Origin of the sequence: Streptomyces durocortorensis (assembly GCF_016901035.1) — a bacterium.
In the GTDB taxonomy this organism is placed as follows: Bacteria; Actinomycetota; Actinomycetes; order Streptomycetales; family Streptomycetaceae; genus Streptomyces; species Streptomyces durocortorensis.
In genome coordinates this window covers 1-22,542 of record NZ_JAFEUF010000111.1, presented here as the reverse complement: position 1 = coordinate 22,542, position 22,542 = coordinate 1, and the positions used below count along the sequence as shown (strand labels likewise).

General features: G+C 71.3%; 22 protein-coding genes. 15 read left to right on the top strand and 7 right to left on the bottom strand.

The features are described from left to right. From JS521_RS20815 to JS521_RS20785, 7 genes are all read left to right on the top strand, one after another. Nucleotides 1-908 (top strand): carbohydrate ABC transporter permease (locus JS521_RS20815; RefSeq protein WP_205084457.1); only part of this gene is annotated, 908 nt, incomplete at its 5' end. Between the two features lie 13 nt (nt 909-921). Further along, nucleotides 922-1,749, top strand: coding sequence for a carbohydrate ABC transporter permease (locus JS521_RS20810; protein WP_205084456.1), 828 nt, complete (start codon nt 922-924; stop codon nt 1,747-1,749). Between the two features lie 125 nt (nt 1,750-1,874). Continuing rightward, complete coding sequence (locus JS521_RS20805; RefSeq protein ID WP_205084459.1) at nt 1,875-2,876, top strand: LacI family DNA-binding transcriptional regulator; 1,002 nt, start codon at nt 1,875-1,877, stop codon at nt 2,874-2,876. 127 nt (nt 2,877-3,003) lie between these two features. Continuing rightward, on the top strand, nt 3,004-4,938 hold the full coding sequence (locus JS521_RS20800; protein ID WP_205084455.1) for a cellulase family glycosylhydrolase: 1,935 nt from the start codon (nt 3,004-3,006) through the stop codon (nt 4,936-4,938). Between the two features lie 81 nt (nt 4,939-5,019). Next, nucleotides 5,020-7,446, top strand: coding sequence for a glycoside hydrolase family 3 N-terminal domain-containing protein (locus JS521_RS20795; RefSeq protein WP_205084454.1), 2,427 nt, complete (start codon nt 5,020-5,022; stop codon nt 7,444-7,446). 134 nt (nt 7,447-7,580) lie between these two features. Further along, nucleotides 7,581-7,853, top strand: coding sequence for a DUF3253 domain-containing protein (locus tag JS521_RS20790; RefSeq protein ID WP_205084453.1), 273 nt, complete (start codon nt 7,581-7,583; stop codon nt 7,851-7,853). Between the two features lie 280 nt (nt 7,854-8,133). Beyond that, on the top strand, nt 8,134-8,688 hold the full coding sequence (locus tag JS521_RS20785) for a GNAT family N-acetyltransferase (RefSeq protein WP_205084452.1): 555 nt from the start codon (nt 8,134-8,136) through the stop codon (nt 8,686-8,688). Between the two features lie 4 nt (nt 8,689-8,692). Here JS521_RS20785 and JS521_RS20780 read toward each other — a convergent pair whose 3' ends face one another. Continuing rightward, nucleotides 8,693-9,319 carry a class I SAM-dependent methyltransferase gene (locus JS521_RS20780; protein WP_205084451.1) on the bottom strand — a complete coding sequence of 209 codons (627 nt, stop codon included), beginning with the start codon at nt 9,317-9,319 and terminating at the stop codon, nt 8,693-8,695. A 108-nt stretch (nt 9,320-9,427) separates the two neighbouring features. Next, complete coding sequence (locus JS521_RS20775) at nt 9,428-10,255, bottom strand: class I SAM-dependent methyltransferase (RefSeq protein WP_205084450.1); 828 nt, start codon at nt 10,253-10,255, stop codon at nt 9,428-9,430. A 435-nt stretch (nt 10,256-10,690) separates the two neighbouring features. On the opposite strand from JS521_RS20775, the gene JS521_RS20770 reads away from it, so the two are divergent. The 4 genes from JS521_RS20770 to JS521_RS20755 all read left to right on the top strand — a co-directional run bounded on the left by JS521_RS20770 (nt 10,691) and on the right by JS521_RS20755 (nt 14,122). Continuing rightward, nucleotides 10,691-11,053, top strand: a complete 363-nt coding sequence (locus tag JS521_RS20770; RefSeq protein WP_205084449.1) for a hypothetical protein — start codon at nt 10,691-10,693, stop codon at nt 11,051-11,053. Nucleotides 11,054-11,279: 226 nt separating this feature from the next. Beyond that, entirely contained in the window at nt 11,280-11,936 is a 657-nt protein-coding gene (locus JS521_RS20765) for a DedA family protein (RefSeq protein ID WP_030805404.1), read from the top strand. A gap of 75 nt (nt 11,937-12,011) precedes the next feature. Continuing rightward, on the top strand, nt 12,012-12,572 hold the full coding sequence (locus tag JS521_RS20760) for a tellurite resistance TerB family protein (protein ID WP_030805402.1): 561 nt from the start codon (nt 12,012-12,014) through the stop codon (nt 12,570-12,572). A 203-nt stretch (nt 12,573-12,775) separates the two neighbouring features. Further along, nucleotides 12,776-14,122, top strand: coding sequence for a COG1361 family protein (locus tag JS521_RS20755; RefSeq protein ID WP_205084448.1), 1,347 nt, complete (start codon nt 12,776-12,778; stop codon nt 14,120-14,122). 127 nt (nt 14,123-14,249) lie between these two features. Here JS521_RS20755 and JS521_RS20750 read toward each other — a convergent pair whose 3' ends face one another. From JS521_RS20750 to JS521_RS20740, 3 genes are all read right to left on the bottom strand, one after another. Next, on the bottom strand, nt 14,250-14,447 hold the full coding sequence (locus tag JS521_RS20750; RefSeq protein ID WP_010062493.1) for a ferredoxin: 198 nt from the start codon (nt 14,445-14,447) through the stop codon (nt 14,250-14,252). A gap of 5 nt (nt 14,448-14,452) precedes the next feature. Beyond that, nucleotides 14,453-15,703, bottom strand: coding sequence for a cytochrome P450 (locus JS521_RS20745; protein WP_205084447.1), 1,251 nt, complete (start codon nt 15,701-15,703; stop codon nt 14,453-14,455). A 301-nt stretch (nt 15,704-16,004) separates the two neighbouring features. Beyond that, nucleotides 16,005-16,496 carry an FBP domain-containing protein gene (locus JS521_RS20740; protein WP_205084446.1) on the bottom strand — a complete coding sequence of 164 codons (492 nt, stop codon included), beginning with the start codon at nt 16,494-16,496 and terminating at the stop codon, nt 16,005-16,007. 82 nt (nt 16,497-16,578) lie between these two features. Between JS521_RS20740 and JS521_RS20735 the strand changes: the two genes are divergently transcribed. Beyond that, entirely contained in the window at nt 16,579-17,154 is a 576-nt protein-coding gene (locus JS521_RS20735) for a TetR/AcrR family transcriptional regulator (RefSeq protein WP_205084445.1), read from the top strand. A gap of 40 nt (nt 17,155-17,194) precedes the next feature. After that, on the top strand, nt 17,195-18,379 hold the full coding sequence (locus JS521_RS20730) for a GDSL-type esterase/lipase family protein (RefSeq protein ID WP_205084444.1): 1,185 nt from the start codon (nt 17,195-17,197) through the stop codon (nt 18,377-18,379). Nucleotides 18,380-18,419: 40 nt separating this feature from the next. Here JS521_RS20730 and JS521_RS20725 read toward each other — a convergent pair whose 3' ends face one another. After that, nucleotides 18,420-18,998 carry a snapalysin family zinc-dependent metalloprotease gene (locus tag JS521_RS20725; protein WP_205084443.1) on the bottom strand — a complete coding sequence of 193 codons (579 nt, stop codon included), beginning with the start codon at nt 18,996-18,998 and terminating at the stop codon, nt 18,420-18,422. Between the two features lie 287 nt (nt 18,999-19,285). Between JS521_RS20725 and JS521_RS20720 the strand changes: the two genes are divergently transcribed. Both JS521_RS20720 and JS521_RS20715 read left to right on the top strand, forming a co-directional pair. Continuing rightward, nucleotides 19,286-20,206: an NAD-dependent protein deacetylase gene (locus JS521_RS20720; RefSeq protein ID WP_205084442.1), complete on the top strand. Its 921-nt coding sequence runs from the start codon at nt 19,286-19,288 to the stop codon at nt 20,204-20,206. A 414-nt stretch (nt 20,207-20,620) separates the two neighbouring features. Then, nucleotides 20,621-21,451, top strand: coding sequence for an aldo/keto reductase (locus tag JS521_RS20715; protein WP_205084441.1), 831 nt, complete (start codon nt 20,621-20,623; stop codon nt 21,449-21,451). A gap of 62 nt (nt 21,452-21,513) precedes the next feature. Here the strand turns inward: JS521_RS20715 and JS521_RS20710 are convergent, their stop codons facing one another. Then, nucleotides 21,514-22,536 carry an ABC transporter substrate-binding protein gene (locus JS521_RS20710; protein ID WP_205084458.1) on the bottom strand — a complete coding sequence of 341 codons (1,023 nt, stop codon included), beginning with the start codon at nt 22,534-22,536 and terminating at the stop codon, nt 21,514-21,516. Nucleotides 22,537-22,542 lie beyond the last annotated feature (6 nt).

The window sequence follows — 22,542 nt, the reverse complement described above, 5'->3', positions numbered from 1 at the left end:
GCGCCGCGGGCGCCCGGAAGACCCCGCCCGCCCCCGCCCCTCCCCCGCGCCGCAAGCAGGGCGGGGTGATCCTCGCCCTGCCGGCGCTGGTCTGGTACCTCGTCTTCATGGTCGGCCCGCTGGTCGCCATCTTCGTGATCGCCGCGCTGCACTGGCCCGGCATGCTGCAGCCGGTGTCCTTCGCCGGCCTCGGCAACGTCCGCACCGTCCTCGCCGATCCGGTCTTCGCGGACGCGGTGGCCAACACCGCCGTCCAGCTCGTCGTCGCGCTGCCCCTGATGATCGTCGGCGCGTACATGCTGGGGTACTACGTCGCGCAACGGCCCCCGGGGCACCGCGTCCTGCGCTACCTCCTCTTCATCCCGGGCCTGATCTCCACCCCCGCCAAGGCGATGGTGTTCTACGCGGTCCTCTCCCCGGACGGCCTGTTCAACGGGGCGCTGGACAAGGTGGGCCTGGGGTCGCTGGCCGACGCCTGGCTGGCCTCGCCGTCGACGGCGCTGGCCTGTCTGATCGTCCTCGACGTGTGGAGCGGCATCGGGTTCACGGCTGTGCTGTTCGCGGCGCGGCTGGGCAGTGTGCCGGACGAGATCGGGGAGGCCGCGCAGCTCGACGGGGCGGGGCACTGGCGGGCCATGTGGCGCATCCACTTCCCCGTGATCCGGGACTTCGTGGGTGTGGTGACGATGCTGCAGTTCCTGTGGACCCTGTTCGGTTCGGCGCAGAACGTGTTGCTGCTGACCCAGGGCGGGCCGGGCTCCTCGTCGACGACCCTGTCCTTCCTCGTGTACCAGAAGGCGTTCATCGCGGCCGACCTCGGCTACAGCCAGACGGTGGGCGTGTTCCTGTTCCTGGTCGGTCTGGCCGGGCTGCTGACCATCCGTCGCGTCTTCCGCCAGAACTACTGATCGGAGCGGTTCCATGAAGTTCCTGAAGTCCTGGCTGCCGGCCCATGTCCTCGCCTGGCTGTACGCGGCGCTGCTCGTCGTGCCTCTCTACTATCTGCTGGTCTCGGCGTTCAAGACGAACGACGAGATCTTCGGGAGCCCGTTCGCGCTGCCGACCTCGCTGTCCGCGCACAACTTCACCGAGGCGTTCTCCTCCGCCGACCTCGGTCCGGCCGTCGTCAACTCGGTGCTGGTGACCGCGCTGGCGCTGGCGCTCACCCTGGGCCTGGCCATTCCCGCGGCGTTCGCCATCGCCCGTACGGAGGGAAGGGTGGGGGCGTTCGTGGAGCGGGTGTTCTCGCTCGGCTTCCTGGTGCCGACGTTCGCCGCGCTCTTCCCCACGTTCCTGCTGGCCGCCGCGACCGGGCTGTTCCACACCCGGGCCTTCATGGTGCTGTTCCTGCCCGCGACGGCGATGCCGCTGTCGGTGGTGATCCTGGTGCAGTTCATGCGGACGATCCCGCGCGAGATGGAGGAGGCCGCGCGGATCGACGGCGCGTCCACGTTCGGCGTGCTGCGGCATGTGTACACCCCGATGTGCATGCCGGGGATCGCGACGATCCTGCTGCTGAACTTCCTGACGTTCTGGAACGAGTACCTCTACTCGCTCGTCATCATCGGGCCGGACCCGGAGCAGCGCACCGTGCAGGTGGCGCTGCCCACCCTCAAGTCCCTGACCGGCACCGACTACGGCATCCTGACCGCCGGTACGGTGCTGACGCTGGTCCCGGTCTGGGCGGTGTACACCGTGCTGCAGAAGCGCATGCAACAGGCACTCGTCAGCGGGGCGGTGAAGATGTGAAGGAACGTCTTGAGGATCTTGAGGACCGGCCGGGGGAACCCGCCCTCGGTCCGGTCGAAGGGAAACCCGCGCCCGGTCCGGTCGAAGGGGCATCCGCAGGCGCGGTCCGGCCGACCATCAAGGCGGTGGCCGCGGCGGCCGGGGTCTCCACGGCCACGGTGTCCCAGGCGGTCAACGGCACGGGCCGGATCTCGGAGGCGACCCGCCGCCGGGTCCTGGCAGCGGCGGCCGAGCTGGGGTGGTCGCCCAGCGCGTCGGCGACCGCGCTGCGCCGGGCGCGGACGCGGACGATCGCGCTCGTCGTGCGTCGTCCCACCGACGTCCTCGGCGCCGACCCCCACTTCAGCGAGCTGATCACCGGTCTGGAGGGCGAGCTGGCCCCCCGGGGCTACGGTCTGCTGCTGCATCTGGTGCCGGGCATGGCCGAGGAGAGCGCGCTGTACGAACGGCTCGTCGCCGAAGGCCGGATCGACGGTGCGGTGCTGACCGAGGCCCGGTCGGACGACCCCCGCCCCGGGCTCCTCCGGGGCCTCGGGCTGCCCGCCGTACTGCTCGGCTCGCCGGATCCCGCAGGCCCGGTGCCCGGGGTGGGGCTCGGGCAGCAGGGGGCGGGCATCCATGAGGCCGTCGCCCATCTGCTGACGCTGGGCCACCGGCGTATCGCGTACGTCGCGGGCCCGGCCGAGCTGGTGCACACGGGGGCGCGGCGGGCAGCGTTCGAACAGGCCCTGGCGGAGGCGGGTCTGCGGCCGGTGGCCGTCCGGCACACCGATTTCACCGAGGAGGCCGCCGTCGCGGTCACCGAGGAGCTGCTCGCGCTGCCGGACCGGCCGACCGCCCTGGTCTTCCCCAACGACTCCATGGCCGTCTGCGGCATGGGCGCGGCCCAGCGCGCCGGGCTGCGGGTGCCCGCGGACGTGTCGGTGGTGGGGTACGACAACCTCCCCCTGGGCCGCTGGCTGCACCCGCGCCTCAGCAGCGTGGACCAGCAGGTGCAGCGGGTCGGCGCGGCCGCCGCGCTGACGCTGCTCGCCCGGTGCGGCGAGGACGTGCCCGCCGCGCTGCTGGAGGGGCGGCCGCGCCTGGTCGTACGGGAGTCGACCGGCCCCGCGCCTGCCGCTTCCTGACCCATGGACCGTCCACCTCGCACCGCGCGCGGGCCGCCCCGAGCGCACCGCACCACCTGCTGATCGGCCCGCCTCCCGCGAACGCGGCCGACCGACCCCGTACACCGAAGAACGCCGGAGAAGGACCATGCGACGCCACAGCGCCCAACTCACCCATGACCACGCCGTGCTCCCCTGGCTAGGCGCCAACTTCTGGTCGCGCACCGGCGGTCCGCTGATGTGGCGGAACTACGAGCCGAAGACCGTGCGCGAGGAGCTGGCCGTCCTGCGGGAGCACGGGCTGACGATGACCCGGTCGTTCTTCTACTGGCCGGACTTCCATCCGGAGCCCGGCCGGATCGACGAGGAACTGTGCGACCGCTTCCGGGACTTCCTCGACGCCCACACCGAGGCGGGGATGGGGACCGTGCCGACGTTCATCGTCGGCCACATGTCCGGCGAGAACTGGGATCCGGTCTGGCGCGGGGGCCGTGACCTGTACGAGGACGTGTGGCTCGTGGGGCGGCAGGCCTGGTTCGTCTCGCAGATGACCCGCAGGTTCAAGGACCACCCCGCCGTGACGGGCTGGCTGATCACCAACGAGATGCCGGGCTACGGCCGGATCTACCAGGTGGATCCGCCCTCCAGCGATGTGGTGACCGCCTGGGCGCAGTTCATGTGCGACGCGGTGCGCGCGGCGGGCGGGACGCAGCCGGTGTCGCTCGGCGACGGGGCGTGGGGCATCGAGGTGACGGGCCGCGACAACGGCTTCTCGCTGCGGGACACCGCGGAGTACGTGGACTTCGTCGGCCCGCACGTATACCGCTCGGACACGGACCGGCCGCGTCAGCACTACCGGGCCGCGTTCGAGTGCGAACTCGCGGCGGTGACCGGGCAGCCGGTCGTGCTGGAGGAGTTCGGGCTCTCCACCGACACGGTCTCGGCGGCGAACGCGGGGGTCTTCTACCGGCAGACCCTGCACAATTCGCTGCTCGGCGGGGCCACCGGCTGGATCGCGTGGAACAACACGGACTACGACGACCTGTGGGACCAGTCCCCGTACGACCACCACCCCTTCGAGATGCATTTCGGGATCACCGACAGCACCGGCCGCCCCAAGGAGCCGCTGCGCGAACTGGCCTCCTTCGCCGAGGTGTTGCAGCGGGTCGACTTCGCCCGGTGCCGCCGCACCGACGCGGACGCCGCGCTGGTGGTGCCCGCGTTCCTGGAGCGCGGCTACCCCTACAGCCGGCCCGCCGACCGGCCGCTGATCTTCACCTCCCTGCATCAGGGGTACGTGGCGGCGCGCGGCGCGGATCTGCCCGTGGCGTTCGCCCGGGAGGCCGACGGTCTGCCGGACGACGCCGCGCTGTATCTGCTGCCGTCGACCCGTCAGCTGACGACCCGCACCCGGCGGGCGCTGGAGCGGCGGGCCCGCGCGGGGGCGACGGTGTACCTGTCGTTCTGCTCGGGCGAGCACCCGGGGACGCGCGGCCCGTGGTTCGACGACCTGGACGGTCTGTTCGGGGTGGAGCTCCAGCTCTCGTACGGGGTCGCGGAGCCGATCGAGGACGATGTCCTGGAGATGACGTTCGCCGAGGACTTCGGTTCCATCGCGGCGGGCGAGACGCTGGTCTTCCCGGTCGCCGGGAACGAGGACAGCCGCGCCTACCTCCCGGTGGTGCCGGCGGGCGCGCGGGTCGTGGCGACGGACGCGCACGGACGGCCGGCGCTGCTGTGCCACGAGACGGGTGAGGGCCGAACCGTCCTGGCGACGTATCCGCTGGAGCACATGGCCGCCCGCACGGCCCGGGCGAACCCCGAGCAGACGCACCGCCTGTACGCGGCGCTCGCCGAGGTCGCCGGGGCGGCGCGGCCGGTGACGGTGGACAGCCCGTACGTCGCCGCCGACACCCTCGTCCACGAGGACGGGACGCGGTACGTGTGGCTGGTGAGCCAGTCCGACGCGGAGGTGACCGTGCGCCCCGTTGCGGACGGTGAGCTGCGCGAGCTGGAGGGCGGTGAGCCGGTGCGGGAGGTGGTGATCGCCCCGTACGGGGTGCGCATCCTCGAACTGCGCTGAGCGGCCCGGCCCTTTCCGCTGTACGACCGTCCCGACCAGTAAGCCCGTCCCGACCTGCTTCCGGCCGAGGAGATCCATGCCATGACCGATGACCCGCTCTTCCGCGACCCCGCCGCTCCCGTCGCCGCCCGGGTGCGGGATCTGCTGGGGCGGATGACCCTGACCGAGAAGGTGGGGCAGGTCAACCAGCGGATGTACGGCTGGGACGCGTACGAGCTGACGGCGACCGGTCATCGGCTCACCGACGCGTTCCGGGCCGAGGTGGCCGCGTACGACGGGATGGGCGCGCTGTACGGGTTGCAGCGCGCGGACCCCTGGTCGGGGGTGACGGCGGAGACGGGCATCGGGGCGGCGGAGGGTGCGCGGGTGTCCGACGCCGTCCAGCGCCATGTCGTGGAGCACACCCGCCTCGGCATCCCGGTCCTGCTGGTGGAGGAGATGCCGCACGGGCTCCAGGCGCTGGACGGCACCCTGTTGCCGGTCAACCTTGCGGTCGGGGCGACGTGGAATCCCGAGCTGTACGAGGAGGCGGCCGCGCTCGCGGCGGCGCAGCTGCGTTCGCGGGGCGGGCATGTGGCCCTGGTGTCGGCGCTCGATCTGGTGCGGGATCCGCGCTGGGGGCGGGCCGAGGAGTGTTTCGGCGAGGACCCGTATCTGGCGGCCCGGTTCACCGAGGCGCTGGTGCGCGGGGTGCAGGGGCCGCCGGGTGAGCGCATCGGGCCGGACCGGGCGGCGGTCGTGCTCAAGCACTTCGCGGGGCAGGGGGCCACGGTCGGCGGCCGCAACAGCGCGGCGACCGAGCTGGGTCTCCGTGAACTCCACGAGATCCACCTGGAGGCCGCCCTGGCCGGGGTCCGGGCGGGGGCCGCGGGCGTGATGGCCGCGTACAACGAGTTCGACGGCCTGCCCTGCGCGGCGAACCGGGAGCTGCTGACCGGGATCCTGCGCGAGAGGTGGGGGTTCACGGGTGTGGTGATGGCCGACGGGCTGGCGCTGGACCGGCTGGTGCGGCTGGCCGGGGATCCGGTGGCGGCCGGGGCGATGGCGCTGGCGGCGGGTACCGACCTGAGCCTGTGGGACGGCTGCTTTCCGCGACTGGCCGAGGCCGTCGAGGGCGGGCTGGCCGACGAGGCGGTCCTCGATGCGGCCGTGGGGCGGGTCCTCGCGCTGAAGTTCCGGCTCGGGCTCTTCGAGCGGCCGTACACCGGGGACCGCCCACCGGCCCCCGGACCGGAGCGCCTGAGCGAACGTATCGCCCGGGAGTCCGTCACACTTCTGGCGCACGACCGGGTGACGCTCCCCCTCACCGGCGGGGCGCGCATCGCGGTCCTCGGCCCGAACGCCGACTCCGTACCGCAGCAGATCGGCGACTACACCGCACCCCAGCGCCCCGGCACCGGTGCGAGCGTCCTCGACGGACTGCGGGCGGCGGCCCCGGCGGGCACGGAGATCGTGTACGCGCCGGGCTGCGGTCTCGTCGGCGGCGACCGGTCGGCCCTCCCGGAGGCGGTCGCGCTCGCGGCCGGGGCGGATGTCGCGGTGCTGGTGCTCGGCGGGTCGAGTGCGCGGGCGGCGGAGACCCACTTCGATGCCAATGGGGCGGCGGTCGCCACCGGCGGCCCCGGCGGGATGACCTGCGGCGAGGGAGTGGACCTGGCGGACCTCTCGCTGCCGGAAGGCCAGTTGGCCCTGCTGGACGCGGTGGCCGCCACGGGTACGCCCGTGGTGGTGGTGCTGGTCCAGGGACGCCCGCACGCGCTGCCGGACCTGGCCGGCCGCGTGGGGGCGGTGCTCAGTGCGTGGTATCCCGGACCGTGGGGCGGTCGGGCGGTGGCCGACGTGCTGTTCGGCGTGGCGGAGCCGGTGGGCCGGCTGCCGGTGTCGGTGCCCCGGTCGGCCGCCCAGCTGCCGGTCTTCTACAACGGGAAGGACCACGGCTACCGGGGCTATGTCGACCAGCCCGCCACCGCGCGGCATGCCTTCGGCCACGGGCTGACGTACGGCTCGGTGGAGTACGGCGTGCCGCGGCTGTCCCGGTCGGTGGTGGGGGTGGCGGAGTTCGCCGAGGCGGACAGCAGCAGGGTCGCGTCCGCACCGGAGCGCGATGACGGCCCGGGGGCCGGTCGCGGGCCGAGGCCGGTTCACGGGCCGGTCGTGTGCTCGGTCGAGGTGTGCAACACGGGTGAGCGGCCGGTGCGGGAGACGGTCCAGCTCTACGTACGCCGCGTGCTCGGCGGGTCGTCGTGGCCCCGGGTACGGGAACTGCGCGGGTTCGACCGGGTCGCCCTGGCGCCCGGGGAGCGGGCGGAGGTCTCCTTCACGGTGGACGCGGGGGCGCTGGCGTCCGTGTCACGTTCGGGGCGACGGGTGGTGGAGCCCGGGGAGTTCACGATCGAGGCGGGTCCGTCCTCGGACCGTGCGCAGCGCGTGCGACTGACGGTGCGGGCTTCTGCGCCGGAGGCGGTCACCGGCGCAGAAGCTCCTGGCCCTTCGCGTCGGTCCACGTAGACCTCGGCGCGGTCGATACGCGGAGTAGGAAGGTGCGCGTACCGGTGAAGGTCGCCGTGGCGCCCGCCCGGTCGCTCCAGGGGCGTCCTGGGCGGGCCGGGGCGCCGTCAGCCTGTCGGTGCCACCATGGAGAGGTGACCTCGCACGAACAGCAAACCGTCCGGCGTCTGGAGCAGGCGATCCTCGACCTGCTGGAGCGGCGTGCGCCGGGCGCGACCATCTGTCCCTCCGATGCCGCGCGCTCGGTGTACGGGGGCGACGACGACGGCTGGCGGTCCCTGATGGAGCCCGCACGCCAGGCGGCTCGGCGGCTGGTCGGGGCCGGTCGGGTCGAGATCACCCAGGGTGGCCGGCCGGTCGAGCCGGACGAGGCCCGGGGGCCGATCCGGATCCGCCGCGTCCGCTGACGTCCGCCGAGGGGTACGGACCGATCCCAGGGGGGGCGGTCCCTCCTCCGGTGCATCGTGGCTCGCCGAGGAGGAAGGACCTCTCGTCGTACGGGGTCAGTCCGGTCAGCCCGTGTGGACCTCGGCACGGTCGACTCACGTGGGACGCCCCGGACTGGGAGTTGTGCGGCCGGGCATGTCAACGAGTTCAGCTCAACCCGACTGATATCCGGCCCTGTTGGGCCACGCGACTCCCGTGTCCGCCCTCGTCGGCGCACAGGTGTGCGATAGATTCCCCGCCATGACGGGATCCGCAGCGTTCTCCTGGCCGCCTGCCCCGATCGGAACGGCACGGCTCGTGCTCCGTGCATCCGAGGCCCGGGATCGTGCGGCGTTCGTCGAGTTGTTCGCATCGCCGGAGGTGCGCGCCTACCTCGGTGGCGCCCACCCGCGGGACGAACTCGAACGCGTGGTGCCCGAGGTGCCGGGGCGGCGGCCCGGGCTCTTCGTCGTGGAGCTCGATAACGCGATGATCGGCACGGTCACCCTCGAAGAGCGGGACGCCGAGCGTCCGGGCCGGCTCCGTCCGGACGGCGGCGGCGGCACCGAACTCGGCTACATGTTCCTGCCGGAGGCGTGGGGGTCGGGGTACGCCGCCGAGGCGTGCTCCGCCGCGCTCGACTGGTTCGCCGACGCACTCCCCGGTGAGCCGGTGGCTCTCTGCACCCAGGTCGCCAACGCTCCCTCGATGCGCCTCGCGCTCAAGCTGGGGTTCACCGAGGTCACGCGGTTCGAGGAATTCGGCGCCGAGCAGTGGTTCGGCGTGTGGAGCCCGGTCGCAGCGGATCAGGGGTGAGGGTTCAGACGGCGGGGCGGGTGTGCACGCTGACCGCGTAGCCGCCGCCGTCGCTGTAGGGGTCGCCGCTCCAGGTCGCGTAACGCTGCCGCAAGGTCAGTCCGGCCCGGGCGCACCACCGGTCGAACTCGGCGAGGGTCACCGGCGCTTCCTCCAGCGGGAGGTGGGCCGCGTCCAGTCCCATGCCCGTGATCAGGAGACCGCCCGGGCGCAGTACGGCGGCCAGTTGCCCGACGACGGTCGCTCCGGTGCCGGGGGCGAGGAGAGGGATGACATTGCCGGCGGCGAGTACGAGGTCGAAGTCCGCGTCCAGGCCGAGAGTGCCGAGCCGGGCCAGGTCACCGAGAAGCCAGTCCTGTCCGGGCGCCTCGCGGCGTGCGACGGCCAGCATCGAGGCGTCGACGTCCACGCCGGTGCAGTGGTGGCCCAGTTCGGCGAGCCGGATCGCGATGCGGCCGGTGCCGCAGCCCGCGTCGAGCACCCGGGCCCCGGGCTTCAGCAGCGTGGTGCAGAAGGTGGCTTCGCCGTGGACGTCATGGCCCGACGCGGCGAGCCGGGCGAATCGTCGCGCGTACTCCTCCCCCGCCTGTCCACCGGTCAGTTCCGCCCAACGGTCGCGTTGCCCTGTCATCTCTCCGCATGCCTTCCGGTTCGTTCTTCCCCCAGCGGGAGCATAGGCGAGCCGCTCACGCCGGAGCCCCGTCCAATCCGGTGGAACAGAGAGCAGCGGCCCGTGCGGTCAGCCCCTGGGTCCTTGGGGCTTCTGCCCCCACGCCGTGAGCATCCCGGCCGACAGCGCGGCGCACGCGTCGCTCTCCAGGTACCGGACCGCGGCGTCGATGCCCGCGTCGTCGACCAGGCCGGTGGAGAGCATGGCTTTCCTGCCGCGCTGCCAGGTGTCGGCCCAGAAGCGGCTGATGGCACTGCCCGGCACCAGCGGCGGGACGTGGATCTCGGCTGCCACGTGGTCGAGCCCCGCCCCGCGGAGGAGGTGCGGGTACGACGGAACCGGGGAAACGTCGGTGCCGATGGCGGCCCGTAGCCCCTGCCACATCGCCCGCATCGCCGTGGAGTACGGGGTGGCCGGTGCCCGCTCGCTCGTCAGGTCGACCGCGTCACTGAGCACCAGCACACCGCCGGGCGTGAGGAGTTCGGCGAACCGGCCGATCAGGCGGTCCCGCTCGGGCAGGTGCATCAGCACGAACCGTGCGTGGACGAGCTGAAAGGAGCCGGGGGCGAAGTCGGGGGCGGTGACGTCGGTCTGAAGCGTCCGGAGGCCGGGGGTGGGGCGTGCGTCCAGGAACCGTACGTCGCGGTGCACGGCGAGCACGCTCGCCACCCCGGCCTCACCCAGCAGCCGACGGGAGACGGTGCCCGTTCCGGCTCCGATGTCGAGGCAGCGCCATCCCGGTCCGGCGCCGAGGGCCCGTAGCCGGGCCATGGTGATGTCGTCGTAGGCGAGCGCACCGAAGTCGATGCGCTCGGCCTCCCCCGCCCGGTCGGGGCGGAAGAACGCCTCGCCGTAGCGGCCCTCGCCCGGCGCGTCCCCGGGAGGAGAGGAGTTCACGCCGTCACCGGCACGGCACCGGCCCGGGCATCCCTGCTCCGCCGTGGCACTCGGCCCCCGGCAGAGGAGGTCGGCGGGTCGTCGAGCAGTTTCATGGCCGAGCCTCTCCAGGCGACAGGGGTGGCACGGGCGGCCCCGGTCCGGGGCCGCCCGTGGTCATCCTTCACCGGCCGGCGTCCGTGCGGCCGAGGCTCGCCGCGGCTGAGGCCGATCGGTGCACGGCGGGACGCCGGCGAGGGTGCGCCGAGTGCCGGTCGGACGAAGATGCGCGCGGCGGCGGGGGTCTGCCGTACCGGCCCCGTGGGCCCTGCGCGAAATCGGCTTCAGGTTCCCTTCAGTTCGGGCTGTTAGAGTGCAGTCCTGCGGCGGTAATTCGCCGAGCGGCTATGACAGTTCGTTCTGCGGGCCGAATCGACCGGGACAAGGAGCGTAGGAATGCGCTGCAGGGAGATGCTGGCCCTCTACGCCGGTATCGCCGTGCTCCTGATGATTTCCGCGTTCTCCCTGGGCTCCTCCTCCCAGGCCCTGGCGACCGTCGACGCCGCAGCGCATTCCGGCGACCGTGCCGTGTCCGTGTTCGACACATCAGGTCCGAATGTTCTGCTGGACGGTGTGGACGGTGACGTCACGCTCCAGCAGCGCCACAAAGCGGGAAGTACGACGACGTCATCCCCCGTTCAGGCAGGCGTCCCTTCCTCGGCACCGGATCTGCACGACCGCCCGGCGGGCGTCTCCCCGCACCATGCTTCGCCTTCGGGGTCGCGCATCCCTGCCCAGGCCCGCATTCTTCGCTGCTGAGCGAGCCCGTCCGATCACCCAGTGACCGTCCGGAATGTGAGCGCTGATCTTCCGCTCGCCGGCATGGGCCATCGCGCCTCGTTCCGTACGCATATCGCCTACACATTTCCTCTTTCGTCTTTCATATTTCTGAGCCCTTTCTCAGCCCGTGGGCCGCGGAATTCCTTCGCGATACGGGCCGTACGGGATACCCGAAATCTATGACCCAGTCCTGGAGCAGCCGTACATGTACCACTTCCCCCTCGCCTCGGAACCGACGAGCGGTATCGCGGGGTGGGCGACCAGCCTCGTCGACACCATGGGCGGACCCGGGGCCGGGCTGGCGATCGCCCTGGAGAACCTCTTCCCTCCGCTGCCGAGCGAGATCATTCTGCCGCTGACGGGCTTTGCCGCGGGGCAGGGAGTGATCAGCCTGTTCTCTGCCCTTTTCTGGACGACGCTCGGGTCGGTGGTGGGTGCGGTCGCGCTCTACTGGATCGGAGCCGCCTTCGGCCGGGAGCGCATGTACGCCCTGTGGGATCGGCTCCCTCTCGTGAAGGTCTCCGACCTGGAGAAGACCGAGCGATGGTTCCTCAAGCACGGCAGGAAGGCCATCTTCTTCGGCCGGATGATTCCCATTTTCCGTAGCTTGATCAGCGTCCCGGCAGGCGTCGAGCGGATGCCTCTGCCGATCTTCGTCCTCTTCACCACGCTGGGCAGCTTCATATGGAACTTCGTTCTCGTGATGGCCGGGTATCTGCTGGGTGACCAGTGGGACCTTGTGGAGCGTTACGTCGGGGTGCTCTCCAAGGTGGTGCTCGGGCTGGTCGTTGCGGCCCTCGTCGTGTGGATCGTTCGCAGGGTGCGTGCCCGGCGGGGCGAGCGGCAGACCGACCACGTATGACCGTTTTGCAGGCATGACCGTATAAGGGGCCGCGCTATGCGCGGCCCATCGATCCGATCGACAAGGTGGCTGGACATGGCAATGTGGGATCGTCTCAAGGACCAGGCCAAGGGGCTGCAGCAGCAGGCGCAGGGCGCGAGGGGCCCGGCCGGTCAGCGGCAGCCGGGAACAGGGGGCTCGGGAGCCTCGGGGGGCTCGAAGGAGAAGCTGGTCGGGCTGCTCAAGTCGCAGCTCGGCTCCCTCAAGACAGAGCTGAAGAGCGGTGCTTACCGGGACGCCAGTATGGCGATGTGCGCGCTGGTCGCGGCCGCCGACGGTTCCGTCGACCCCGCCGAGCGGCACCACGTGGAGAACCTGATTCTGCAGAACGACGTCCTGCAGAACTTCCCTCCCGAGCAGCTGCGGCAGCGGTTCAACAAGCACGTCGACCAGCTGACGTTCAACTTCCAGCAGGGCAAGGCCGACGCCATGCAGGAGATCGCCAAGGCGGCGAAGAAGCCGGTGGAGGCCAAGGCGGTCGTCCAGACCGGCTTCGTGATCGCCGGCGCGGACGGGTACATCGCCCCGGCCGAGGCGCAGGTTCTACGGGAGGCGTGCATGGCGCTCGGTGTCTCCCCGCAGGAGTTCGGTCTCTGAGCCGTCCCGGGTCGCAGCGCCCGGTCCTGGTTGCCGGGCGGCGGGCAGCCTGACGGGACGTCGGAGTGATCCGGGCTGCTCTCCGACGCCCGTCCGGTTCGAGCGGGGCACAGCACAACCTTGGGCGTTCCTTGATCGTCAAAGGACTGCCGGGGCATCCCACGCCCCGGCAGGAGTGCACCGCGCCCAGTCACTGGAGAACCATGAGACCCGTCTTCGTCCATCCGCTCGTACGTTTCGGCACTGGCGCCGTCGCGACCGCCGGAATCCTGTTGGCCGGTCTGTCCGTACCGGCGTCCGCCGCCGAGTCCGACCAGCTGTGGATCGCCGCGCCGTACGAGAAGAACCTGCAGATGGGCGCCGAGGCCGGTACCCCGGTCGAGGTAGGTCTGTACCACGACAACGACAACTTCACCGTCACGGACGGCCGCCTGACCGTCGACGCCTCCGGGCTCGCGGGTGTGGCCGAGGTGACCTGGCCCGAGAACTGCGCACCCAGCGGGACGACCGCCGTGTGCACCGTCGCCCAGGTGCCGGTGATCGGCCCGGACTACAGCCCTCAGGTGCTGCTGGACGTGCACGCCGCCGACGGTGCCGAGGCGGGAGCGCGGGGCCGGATCACGTACGCGGCGACCGCGACGGGTGGCCCGGAGGGGACGCTGGAGGCTCCGCTGGACTCCTTCGAGACGACCCTCACCGTGGCCTCCGGCCCCGACCTCGCCCTGGACGGGCTCGACCCGGTCGAAGGCGCCACCCCGGGGACGGTGCACACGGCGCCGCTCACGGTGACCAACGAGGGGGCGGAGCCCGCCCGGGGCTTCACTCTCGGGATGACTGCCTCGTACGGCCTGGGCTTCGACTCGCGGTACGACGCGTGCACGTACACGCGGACGGGCGGCGACTACGCGCCCATGTCCCATGCCGAGTGCGCCTTCGACCGGGTGCTCCAGCCCGGTGAGAGCTTCACCCTGCCGCAGCCGCTGCGGATCACCCTGGCGGACCACGCGTTGCGGGAGCGCCTCGACGTCGATGTGCGGCCCGCCGGCGGGGTCGCGGACATCGATGACGGGAACAACTACCGGATCCTCGAAGTGGACGCGGTGAACACGGCCGACTTCGCGGTGCGCGGTTCCCGGGTCGCCGGCGCCGTCGGCGAGACCGTGAAGGCCTCGCTCACCTTCCGCAACAAGGGGCCGGGCTGGCTCGGCAACCTCGGTTCGGGTGACTCGGTCGCCCTGGTCGACTTCACGGTCCCCGAGGGTGTCACCGTCACCCGCGCACCCGCCGGGTGCGACCCCCGCACGTCGGCCGGCGGCAGCTACCGGGCGGGGCGTCTCGGCGCTCCGCGTTACGTGTGCGAGATGCCGTACTGGGTGCTGGAGAACACCGTGCGCACCTTCCGCTTCGACCTTCGTATCGACGCAGTCGTGCCGGACGCCAAGGGGCAGGTCGCCCTGCGTCCGGTGATCACGGGGACCGGATTCCCGCACGACCCCAGGCCCGGCAACAACACGGGCTGGGTGACGGTCAACCCGACCCCCGCCCCGTAGCGGCCGGGACCCGGCGGGGTGGGTGTCTCACTCCCCCACCGGGTCCGGCACCGTGGTCCGGCAGCCCGGTCCGGACCCGGTGTCCCGGGCCCGTCCGTCGCCGTCGTCCGTCGTCGGTCGTCGGGGTTCAGTCGTCCGTGAGGGCGACCGCCCCGACCGGGCAGGCCCGTGCGGCTTCCCGTACCAGCGGGTGGTTCTCCGTCACCGCCGGGCGGTCGGGAAGCATCTCACTGAACCCGTCGTCGTCCTGGGTGAACACGTCCGGCGCGGTCAGCGCGCACATGCCGGCCCCCACGCAGCGTTCCCTGTCGACCCGGATGCCCATGCCCCTCACCAGGCCACGGGGAGTTCGAGCAGGCCCTGGATGGTGTCGCCGGGTTTGTGCCGGATCTCGTCCGCGGGTACGGCCAGCCTGAGGGCCGGCAGCCGCTCGAAGAGGGTGCGCAGGGCGATGTCGAGCTCGGTCCGGGCCAGGTTCTGGCCCAGGCACTGGTGGACGCCGAAGCCGAAGGCGAGATGGTGGCGGGCGGACCGGTCCCAGTCCAGCGTCTCCGGATGCTCGAACACGTCAGCGTCGCGGTTGATGAGGGAGGTCGAGAAGAAGACGCCCTCGCCCTTGCGGATCGTCGTCCCGTCCACCTCGATGTCCTCGGCCGCCAGCCGTTGCAGACCTTCGGCGATGGAGAGGAAGCGCAGAAGTTCCTCGACCACTGCGGCCGTCGTCGTCTCTCCGGATCGCAGCGCCGCCAGTTGACCGGGATGGCGCAGCAGCGTGAACGTGCCGAGCGAGATCATGTTCGCCGTCGTCTCGTGTCCCGCGACGAGCAGGATCAGGGCGAAGGAGACGAGGTCCTCCCGGCCGACGGGCCCGTCCGGGTGGTCCCGGTGGATCAGTTCGTCCAGCAGCCCGTCCCCCGGTTCCGCGCGCTTGCGGTCGATCAACGCGCCCAGATACTCCTCCAGTTCGATCCGCGCGCCGTCCACATCGCTCGCGGCGGGGCCGCGCAGAAGGCGGCGCGAGCAGCCCTCGAAGAACGCGTGGTCGGCGTAGGGCACGCCGAGGAGTGCGCAGATCACCATGGACGGCACCGGCAGCGCGAAGTCGGCGACCAGTTCGGAGGGCGGCCCCTGCCGCTCCATCTCGTCCAGCAGCCCGTCCACCGTCTCCTGGATCTGTGGGCGCAGCGCGGCGATCCGCTTCACGGAGAAGCTCGGGATGAGCTTCCTGCGCTGGGCGTTGTGCTCGGGGTCGTCGACGCCGAGGAGCGCCACGCGCCGCTGCCGCGTCTGCGTGAACCGCTCGGCCGGAATCGGGAAGCCGGGGTGGGTGCGGTCGGTGGAGAGCCGGGGATCCGCCAGGAGGCGACGGGCGAGCGCGTGCCCGGTGACGGCCCAGACCGGGCGTCCGTCGAAGAGCGTGACCCGGCTCAACGGGCCCTGCGCACGCAGCGGTTCGTAGCCGGTGGGCGGGTGATAGGGGCACTCACGGTCCTGTGGGAACGGTGGCGCGGGGGTCGGTTCGGTGGCGGTGCCGGTGAAGGCACGGTCCTGGCGGGCCGGTTCCGTCGTGGATTCCGTCATGGAGCGGTCGCCTCGCAGTGCTCGGTGATAGGTGCGAAGCGGGTCACTCCGCACCTCACCGCCAATTGGATGCCTCAGGCACCTACCCGGTCGACGTGTGGACCGGCCACATCGCGGAGCCTCAGATCTGGCCGGTGTTTTTCGCACATGATCGAACGCTTACGCATCCCCTCAGGCCGGGAGGGATGCGCGGACGAGGTTCGGTGCGGAGCACCGGCGTACGCGGGCCCGAATCCGTTCACCAGACTGTCCGGAACCATTCAGTCCGCGCCGCTCCGGGTAGCCGTCGAGCGGCTGCGGGTCACGCCGTCACCCTGGCGATGAACGCGGCCAGATTCGTCACGGTGCGGTCGATCTGCTCCTCCAGAGTGAGGGACTCGCGCAGTCGACCACCCACCCCCGCGTCCTTCTTCCCGCGTACGTAGAGCGAGCAGGCGAGGTCGGTGCACATGTAGGCGCCGACCGAGTTGCCCTGCTTGCCCGCCTTCCCCGGTTTGGGGGCCACCAGCAGGGAGACTCCCCCGGTGTGGACGGTCACGCACATCGAGCACATGCTGCGTCGGGTCTGCGAGGAGCCGGCGGCGGTCGAGCGCAGCTGGATGCCTGTGTGGCCGTCGCCGGACTCCATCACCACGTAGGCCCGGTCGGGGGCCTGGGGGTCGCGCCAGCCCAGGAAGTCCAGGTCGTCCCAGGGCCGGTCGGCCAGGTCACGGGGGACGGACAGGCGCTTGGCCTCGCCCTTGGAGCAGTTCACGAAGGCACTGCGGATCTCTCGCTCGGTCAGGGGTTTCATAAGATCCACGCTAATTTGCCTAAGACCATTAGGCAAACGTATATTTCTTTAGGCAATCATGGGGACGTGTTCGGAGGGTGGCATGGCACGAGCGGGACTGGCCGCGGAACGCGTGGTGCGGGCGGGCGCCGAGTTGGCGGACGAGATCGGCTTCGAGCGGGTGACCCCGTCGGAGCTCGCCCGGAAGCTGGGCATCAAGACCGCGAGCCTGTATTCGCACGTCAAGAACGCCCACGACCTCAAGACCAGGATCGCCCTGCTGGCCCTGGAGGAACTCGCCGACCAGGCGTCGGCGGCCATCGCGGGGCGGGCGGGCAGGGACGCGCTCGGCGCCTTCGCCAACGCCTACCGTGACTACGCGTTCCAGCACCCGGGCCGCTTCGCCGCCGCCCGGTTCCGCCTCGACGCGGCAACGGCGGCCGCGAGCGCGGGCCCGCGCCACTCCCGGATGACACGGGCACTCCTGCGCGGCTACGACCTGCCCGAGCTTCAGGAGACGCACGCCGTGCGGCTCCTGGGCAGTGTCTTCAACGGCTACGTGGAGCTGGAGATGGCGGGCAGTTTCAGCCACAGCGCCCCCTCCTCCGAGGAGAGCTGGACGGAGATCCTCGACGCGCTCGACTCTCTGCTGCGCAACTGGCCCGCTTCTTCTTCCTGACCCGGACGCCCCCCTCGCGACGAACGAAGAGACCGAGAACATGACCACCCGGCACAACTGGACGACGACACCCATCAGCGCCGACATCCTGCGCGGCGCGCTCGACCTGGAGCAGACCGAGCGCGGCATGCTGCCGCACCGGCTTCCCGCCCGGGCACGGCGGCAGATCACCGACGGCCAGCTGGCCATGGCCGAGTCGCAGCCCTCAGGGGTCCGGCTGGCGTTCCGTACCCGGGCCACCGCCGTCGAACTTGACGTGGTCGCCACCAAGCGCGTCTACGTCGGAGCGCCCCCGCGCCCCGACGGTGTGTACGAACTTCTCGTGGACGGCCGCCTCGTGGACCGGGCCAGTGCCTCCGACGGCGACACGTTCACGATCGACATGTCCGCGGGGACAGCTCAGACCAGGCCGGGGCCGATGGAGACGCTCCGGTTCACCGGACTGCCGGAGGGCGAGAAGGACATCGAGATCTGGCTGCCCCACGACGAGACCGCGCAGTTGGTCGCCCTGCGCACGGACGCGCCGGTCCGGAGCCCCCGGCCGAGCGGCCGACCCGTCTGGCTGCACCACGGCAGTTCGATCAGCCACGGCTCCAACGCCACAACCCCTACTGGTACCTGGCCCGCCCTGGCCGCGGCGCTCGGTGAAGCCGAACTGATCAACCTGGGGTTCGGCGGCTCCGCCCTGCTCGATCCCTTCACCGCCCGCGCCATGCGCGACACCCCCGCCGACCTGATCAGCGTCAAGATCGGCATCAATCTCGTCAACGCCGACGTGATGCGGCTGCGCGCGTTCGGGCCGGCCGTCCACGGCTTCCTCGACACCATCCGCGACGGCCACCCCACCGCGCCGCTGCTGGTCGTCTCGCCGATCCACTGCCCCATCCACGAGACCACTCCGGGCCCCAGCGCACCCGACTACAGCGAGATGGGCGAAGGGCGGCTGCGGTTCATGGCCATGGGCGACCCCGCGGAGAGCGCCGCCGGGAAGCTGACCCTCGCCGTCATCCGTGACGAGCTGGCCCGGATCGTCGCACAACGCGCCGCCGCCGACCCTCATCTGCACTACCTCGACGGCCTCGACCTCTACGGAGAGGGCGACTACGAGGAACTCCCGCTGCCCGACGACCTGCACCCGGATCCCGCCACCCACCGGCGCATCGCCGAGCGCTTCGCCCACCTCGCCTTCGGCCCCGGCGGACCCTTCACCCGGAGGGAGGGGTGACGCCGGGGCGAAGCCGCTGCCCGGATGAGGGGCGGCCTTGTTACGGGGCGTCCACCAGGATGCGCCCGTCGGCCGGGACGCGCGGGGCGAGGCCGCCCGCGTAGGCGGACTCGACGCGGGACTGCTCGGCCGCGTCCGGTACGGCGTTCCTGCAGCTGGTGCCGGCGCTGGAGCCCGACATCAACTGGGAGCAGGGGCCGGGTTTGGTGTCCGGCAGGCCCAGACTGTGGCCGATCTCGTGAGCGGCGATACGGGTCTTGTCATGGCCCTCGGTGACCGCCTGGCTGCCCAGCTCCACCCTGGCCTGGCCGCCGGGCCGGACCGGGCCGAGGGTGGCCTGCGGCCAGCCGCTGGTGGCCACGATCTGTATCTCGGCCCGCGTGCCGGGGGCGGCCTCGACCAGCTGGACGTTGTCGACGTTCGCGTTCCACGAGGCGACCCCGGCCGCGATCTCCGCCTCCCAGCCGCCGGCCCGGCTGTCGTCGTACCGGAGTGTCACCACCGCCGACGTGCTTTCCGCCGCCGGGGCCGGGGCGGGAGCGGCCTGCGCCGCCGTGGCGGTGGCCAGGGTGATCGCCGCGGCGACACCGGCCGCCTTGAACCATGGGGAATCGAGCATGGCTGTCCCTTCACTCATGGGGGGCTCGGCTCCGCATGGAGCCGAGGGAGTGGGAGGACGGTCACCGCGACCAGCAGGAAAACAGGGCGAACAAGGCCGGTTGCCCACCTCCCGGGGCCGCAGAACCTATGCCGCGTTCCCAGCATGGTCATGCTCCTGCCATCAGAAAGTGGCCGGAAACGCACCCTGCCGGGGCTCCGGGGTGGACCCTCTCCCCTGCGGGTCTCCGCCGCTGCCCGGCCGCCGCGCGTCAGCGGTACCGGAGGCCTGTTCCGTACCCTGAGGGCATGCGTATGCGTCCCACCCTGAGCTGGACCTCCGCCGAGGAGCCGCCGCCGGGCACCACGGACCTGGAGCCGGTCGCCGAGGCGCTGAGCGGTGGCGGTGTCCTGGTCCTGAGCGGGGCGGGCATCTCCACGGAGTCCGGTATCCCCGACTACCGGGGCGAGGGCGGAAGTCTGAGCCGCCACACCCCGATGACCTACCAGGACTTCACCGCGGACGCCGGGGCCCGTCGCCGGTACTGGGCGCGCAGCCATCTCGGCTGGCGTACGTTCGGCCGCGCCCGGCCCAACGCCGGGCACCGGGCCGTGGCCGCGTTCGGGCGGCAGGGTCTGCTCTCGGGTGTGATCACGCAGAACGTCGACGGGCTGCACCAGGCCGCCGGGAGCGAAGGCGTCGTGGACCTCCATGGGCGTCTGGACCGGGTCGTCTGCCTCTCCTGCGGTACCTTCAGCCCGCGCCGCGAGCTCGCGCGCCGACTGGAGGAGGCCAACGAGGGTTTCGCGCCGGTGGCCGCCTCGATCAACCCGGACGGTGACGCCGATCTCACCGACGAGCAGGTCGGCGACTTCCGTGTGGTGCCCTGCGCCGTCTGCGGCGGCGTCCTCAAGCCGGACGTGGTGTTCTTCGGCGAGGCCGTGCCCCCTCAGCGGGTCGAGCACTGCCGCGCACTGGTCCGCGAGGCAAGCACCCTGCTGGTGCTGGGCTCCTCGCTGACGGTGATGTCCGGGCTGCGGTTCGTCCGCCAGGCCGCCCAGGAAGGAGCGCCGGTGCTGATCGTCAACCGGGATCCGACCCGGGGCGACCGGCATGCCGTGACCCGCATCGCCCTCCCGCTGGGCCCGGCCCTCACCACCGTCGCCGAACGGCTGGGCGTCCCTGTCGGCGAGACCTCGCCGGGAGAGGCGGCGGCAGGGCCCGGATGAGGTGACGGGGGGCGCCACAGAGGTGCGCCCACGCGTCACAGGGGTGCGCCCGCGCCAGACCCCGGGGCCCGCCGAGCGCGGTCGCGTACGGCCCCGGAGTCGGTTCAGCCCCTCCCCGGTCGGCCCATGGCCGAATCGGCGCACCCCTTCATCACCCTCCGCGAGCAACCCATTACCGATATAGATGGGTATGGGCAGTTTTCTGTTCGGTCGGTCGGGTACCCCGCAATAAGGCGGAGCGCAGCGTTCCGCCTCGTGCAGCACATCGTCGTTCTGGAGATTTCATGCTTGCGCCCGGTACCGAACGCCTCGGCATCGCGGGCTGAGCTGCCGCACCGCGTCCGTAACCCCACGCCCCCTGACAGAGACCGCCTGACAGCGTCTTTCAAGGCGTCGACACAGCAAGGAGCAACCGTGCCCTCAGTACCGTCCATCACCCTCAACAACGGTGTGACGATCCCCCAGCTCGGTTTCGGGACCTTCCAGATCCCGCCGGACGAGACCTGCGAGACCACCGTCGCCGCCCTGGAGACCGGTTACCGGCACATCGACACGGCGCAGATGTACGGCAACGAGAAGGAGGTCGGCCAGGCGGTCCGGGAATCGGGGCTCGACCGCGCCGACGTCTTCGTGACGAGCAAGCTGAACAACGGCGCGCACGCGCCCGACGAGGCGCTCCGGGCGTTCGACCGCTCCCTGGAGGAGCTGGGCTTCGACTACCTGGACCTCTTCCTCATCCACTGGCCCCTGCCGGGCGGTTCGGGCGACTTCGTGGAGACGTGGAAAACCCTGGAGGAGATCTACCGGTCCGGGCGCGCCAAGGCGATCGGGGTCTCCAACTTCCAGGAGAACCATCTGCGCCGACTGCTGGACAACAGCACGGTGGTGCCCGCCGTCAACCAGATCGAGGTGCACCCGTACCTCACGCAGGAGCCCCTGCGTGCCTTCGGGGCGGAGCACGACATCGCCACGGAGGCGTGGTCGCCCATCGCCCAGGGCAAGGTGCTCTCGGACCCGACGATCACCCGGATCGCCGAGCGGGTGGGCAGGACCCCCGCACAGGTGGTGCTGCGCTGGCAGCTGCAGCGCGGGGACATCGTCTTCCCCAAGTCCGTGACGCTGAAGCGCATCCAGGACAACTTCGCGCTCTTCGACTTCGAGCTCACCGAAGGGGACATCGGCGAGATCTCCGCCCTCAACCGTGACGAGCGCACCGGGCCCGACCCGGACACGTTCAACGGCTGACCCCGCCCAGCGGCATGGCGTGCGTACGCGGTAATCCCTACCGCGTACGCACGCCGTCGTCCTTACCGCGCGAACTTCCGCAGGTCCTCGGCGAGCGAGCTGATGGCCGCCGGATTGCGGGGGCTCTCGACGAGGTCCACGTAGTCGAGGACGACGATCCGGTCGTTCCTGATCGCCGATACGCCGGCGAGCGGCTTGTAGGACTTCAGGAACTTCCGCTTCTCGTCCGCGCCGGTGTCGCCGTAGTTGTTGATGACGATGACCTCGGGGTCGCGGTCGACCACCGTCTCCCAGCCCACGGTCGTCCAGCTGTCCTTGAGGTCCTTCATGATGTGGTCGCCGCCGGCCTTGGTGATGATGTCGTGGGGTCCGGCGTACGCCCCCGAGGTCAGCGGCTTGTCCTCCCCGTCGTCGTACAGGAAGACGCGGAGGCGGTCGTCGCCCTTCGCCGCCTTCGCCCGGGCCTCGGCGACCTCCTTCCGGAAGGACGTGATGAGGGTGTCGGCCCGGTCCTCGACGTCGAAGATCTTTCCGAGGTTCCGCAGGTCGGTGTAGAGCGCTTCGAGCGGGGGCATGACGCCGCGGGCCTTGCCCTGCCCGTTCCGGCACGACTCGCTGAGCAGGTACGAGTCGACGCCCACACGCTCCAGTTCGGCGGGGGTGAAGCCCTCCCCCTCGTTGAATCCGTAGTTCCAGCCGGCGAAGACCAGGTCGGCGCGGGCGTCGAGGACCAGTTCCTTGTTGATCCGCTCCTTGGAGAGCCACTTGGTCTTCTTGTAGCCGTCCTTCCAGGGGACGGAGGTCATGTCGCCCTTGTCGTCGGGCATCACGTATCCGGCCATGTGGTCCTCGAGTCCGAGGGCGAACATGATCTCGGTGATGCCGACGTCGTTGGTCACGACGCGCTGCGGGGCCTTGTCGTAGCGCTTCTTCTCACCGCAGTTCTCCACGGTCACCGGGTAGTGGCGGTCGGCCTGTGAGGTGCCGGACTTCCCGTCGGCTTCCGGTGCGACGTCCGCTCCGCAGCCGGTGAGGGCGAGGGCGGCGGCGAGGACGAGGGCCGCTGGACGCAGGGGGTGGGGCATGGTGGG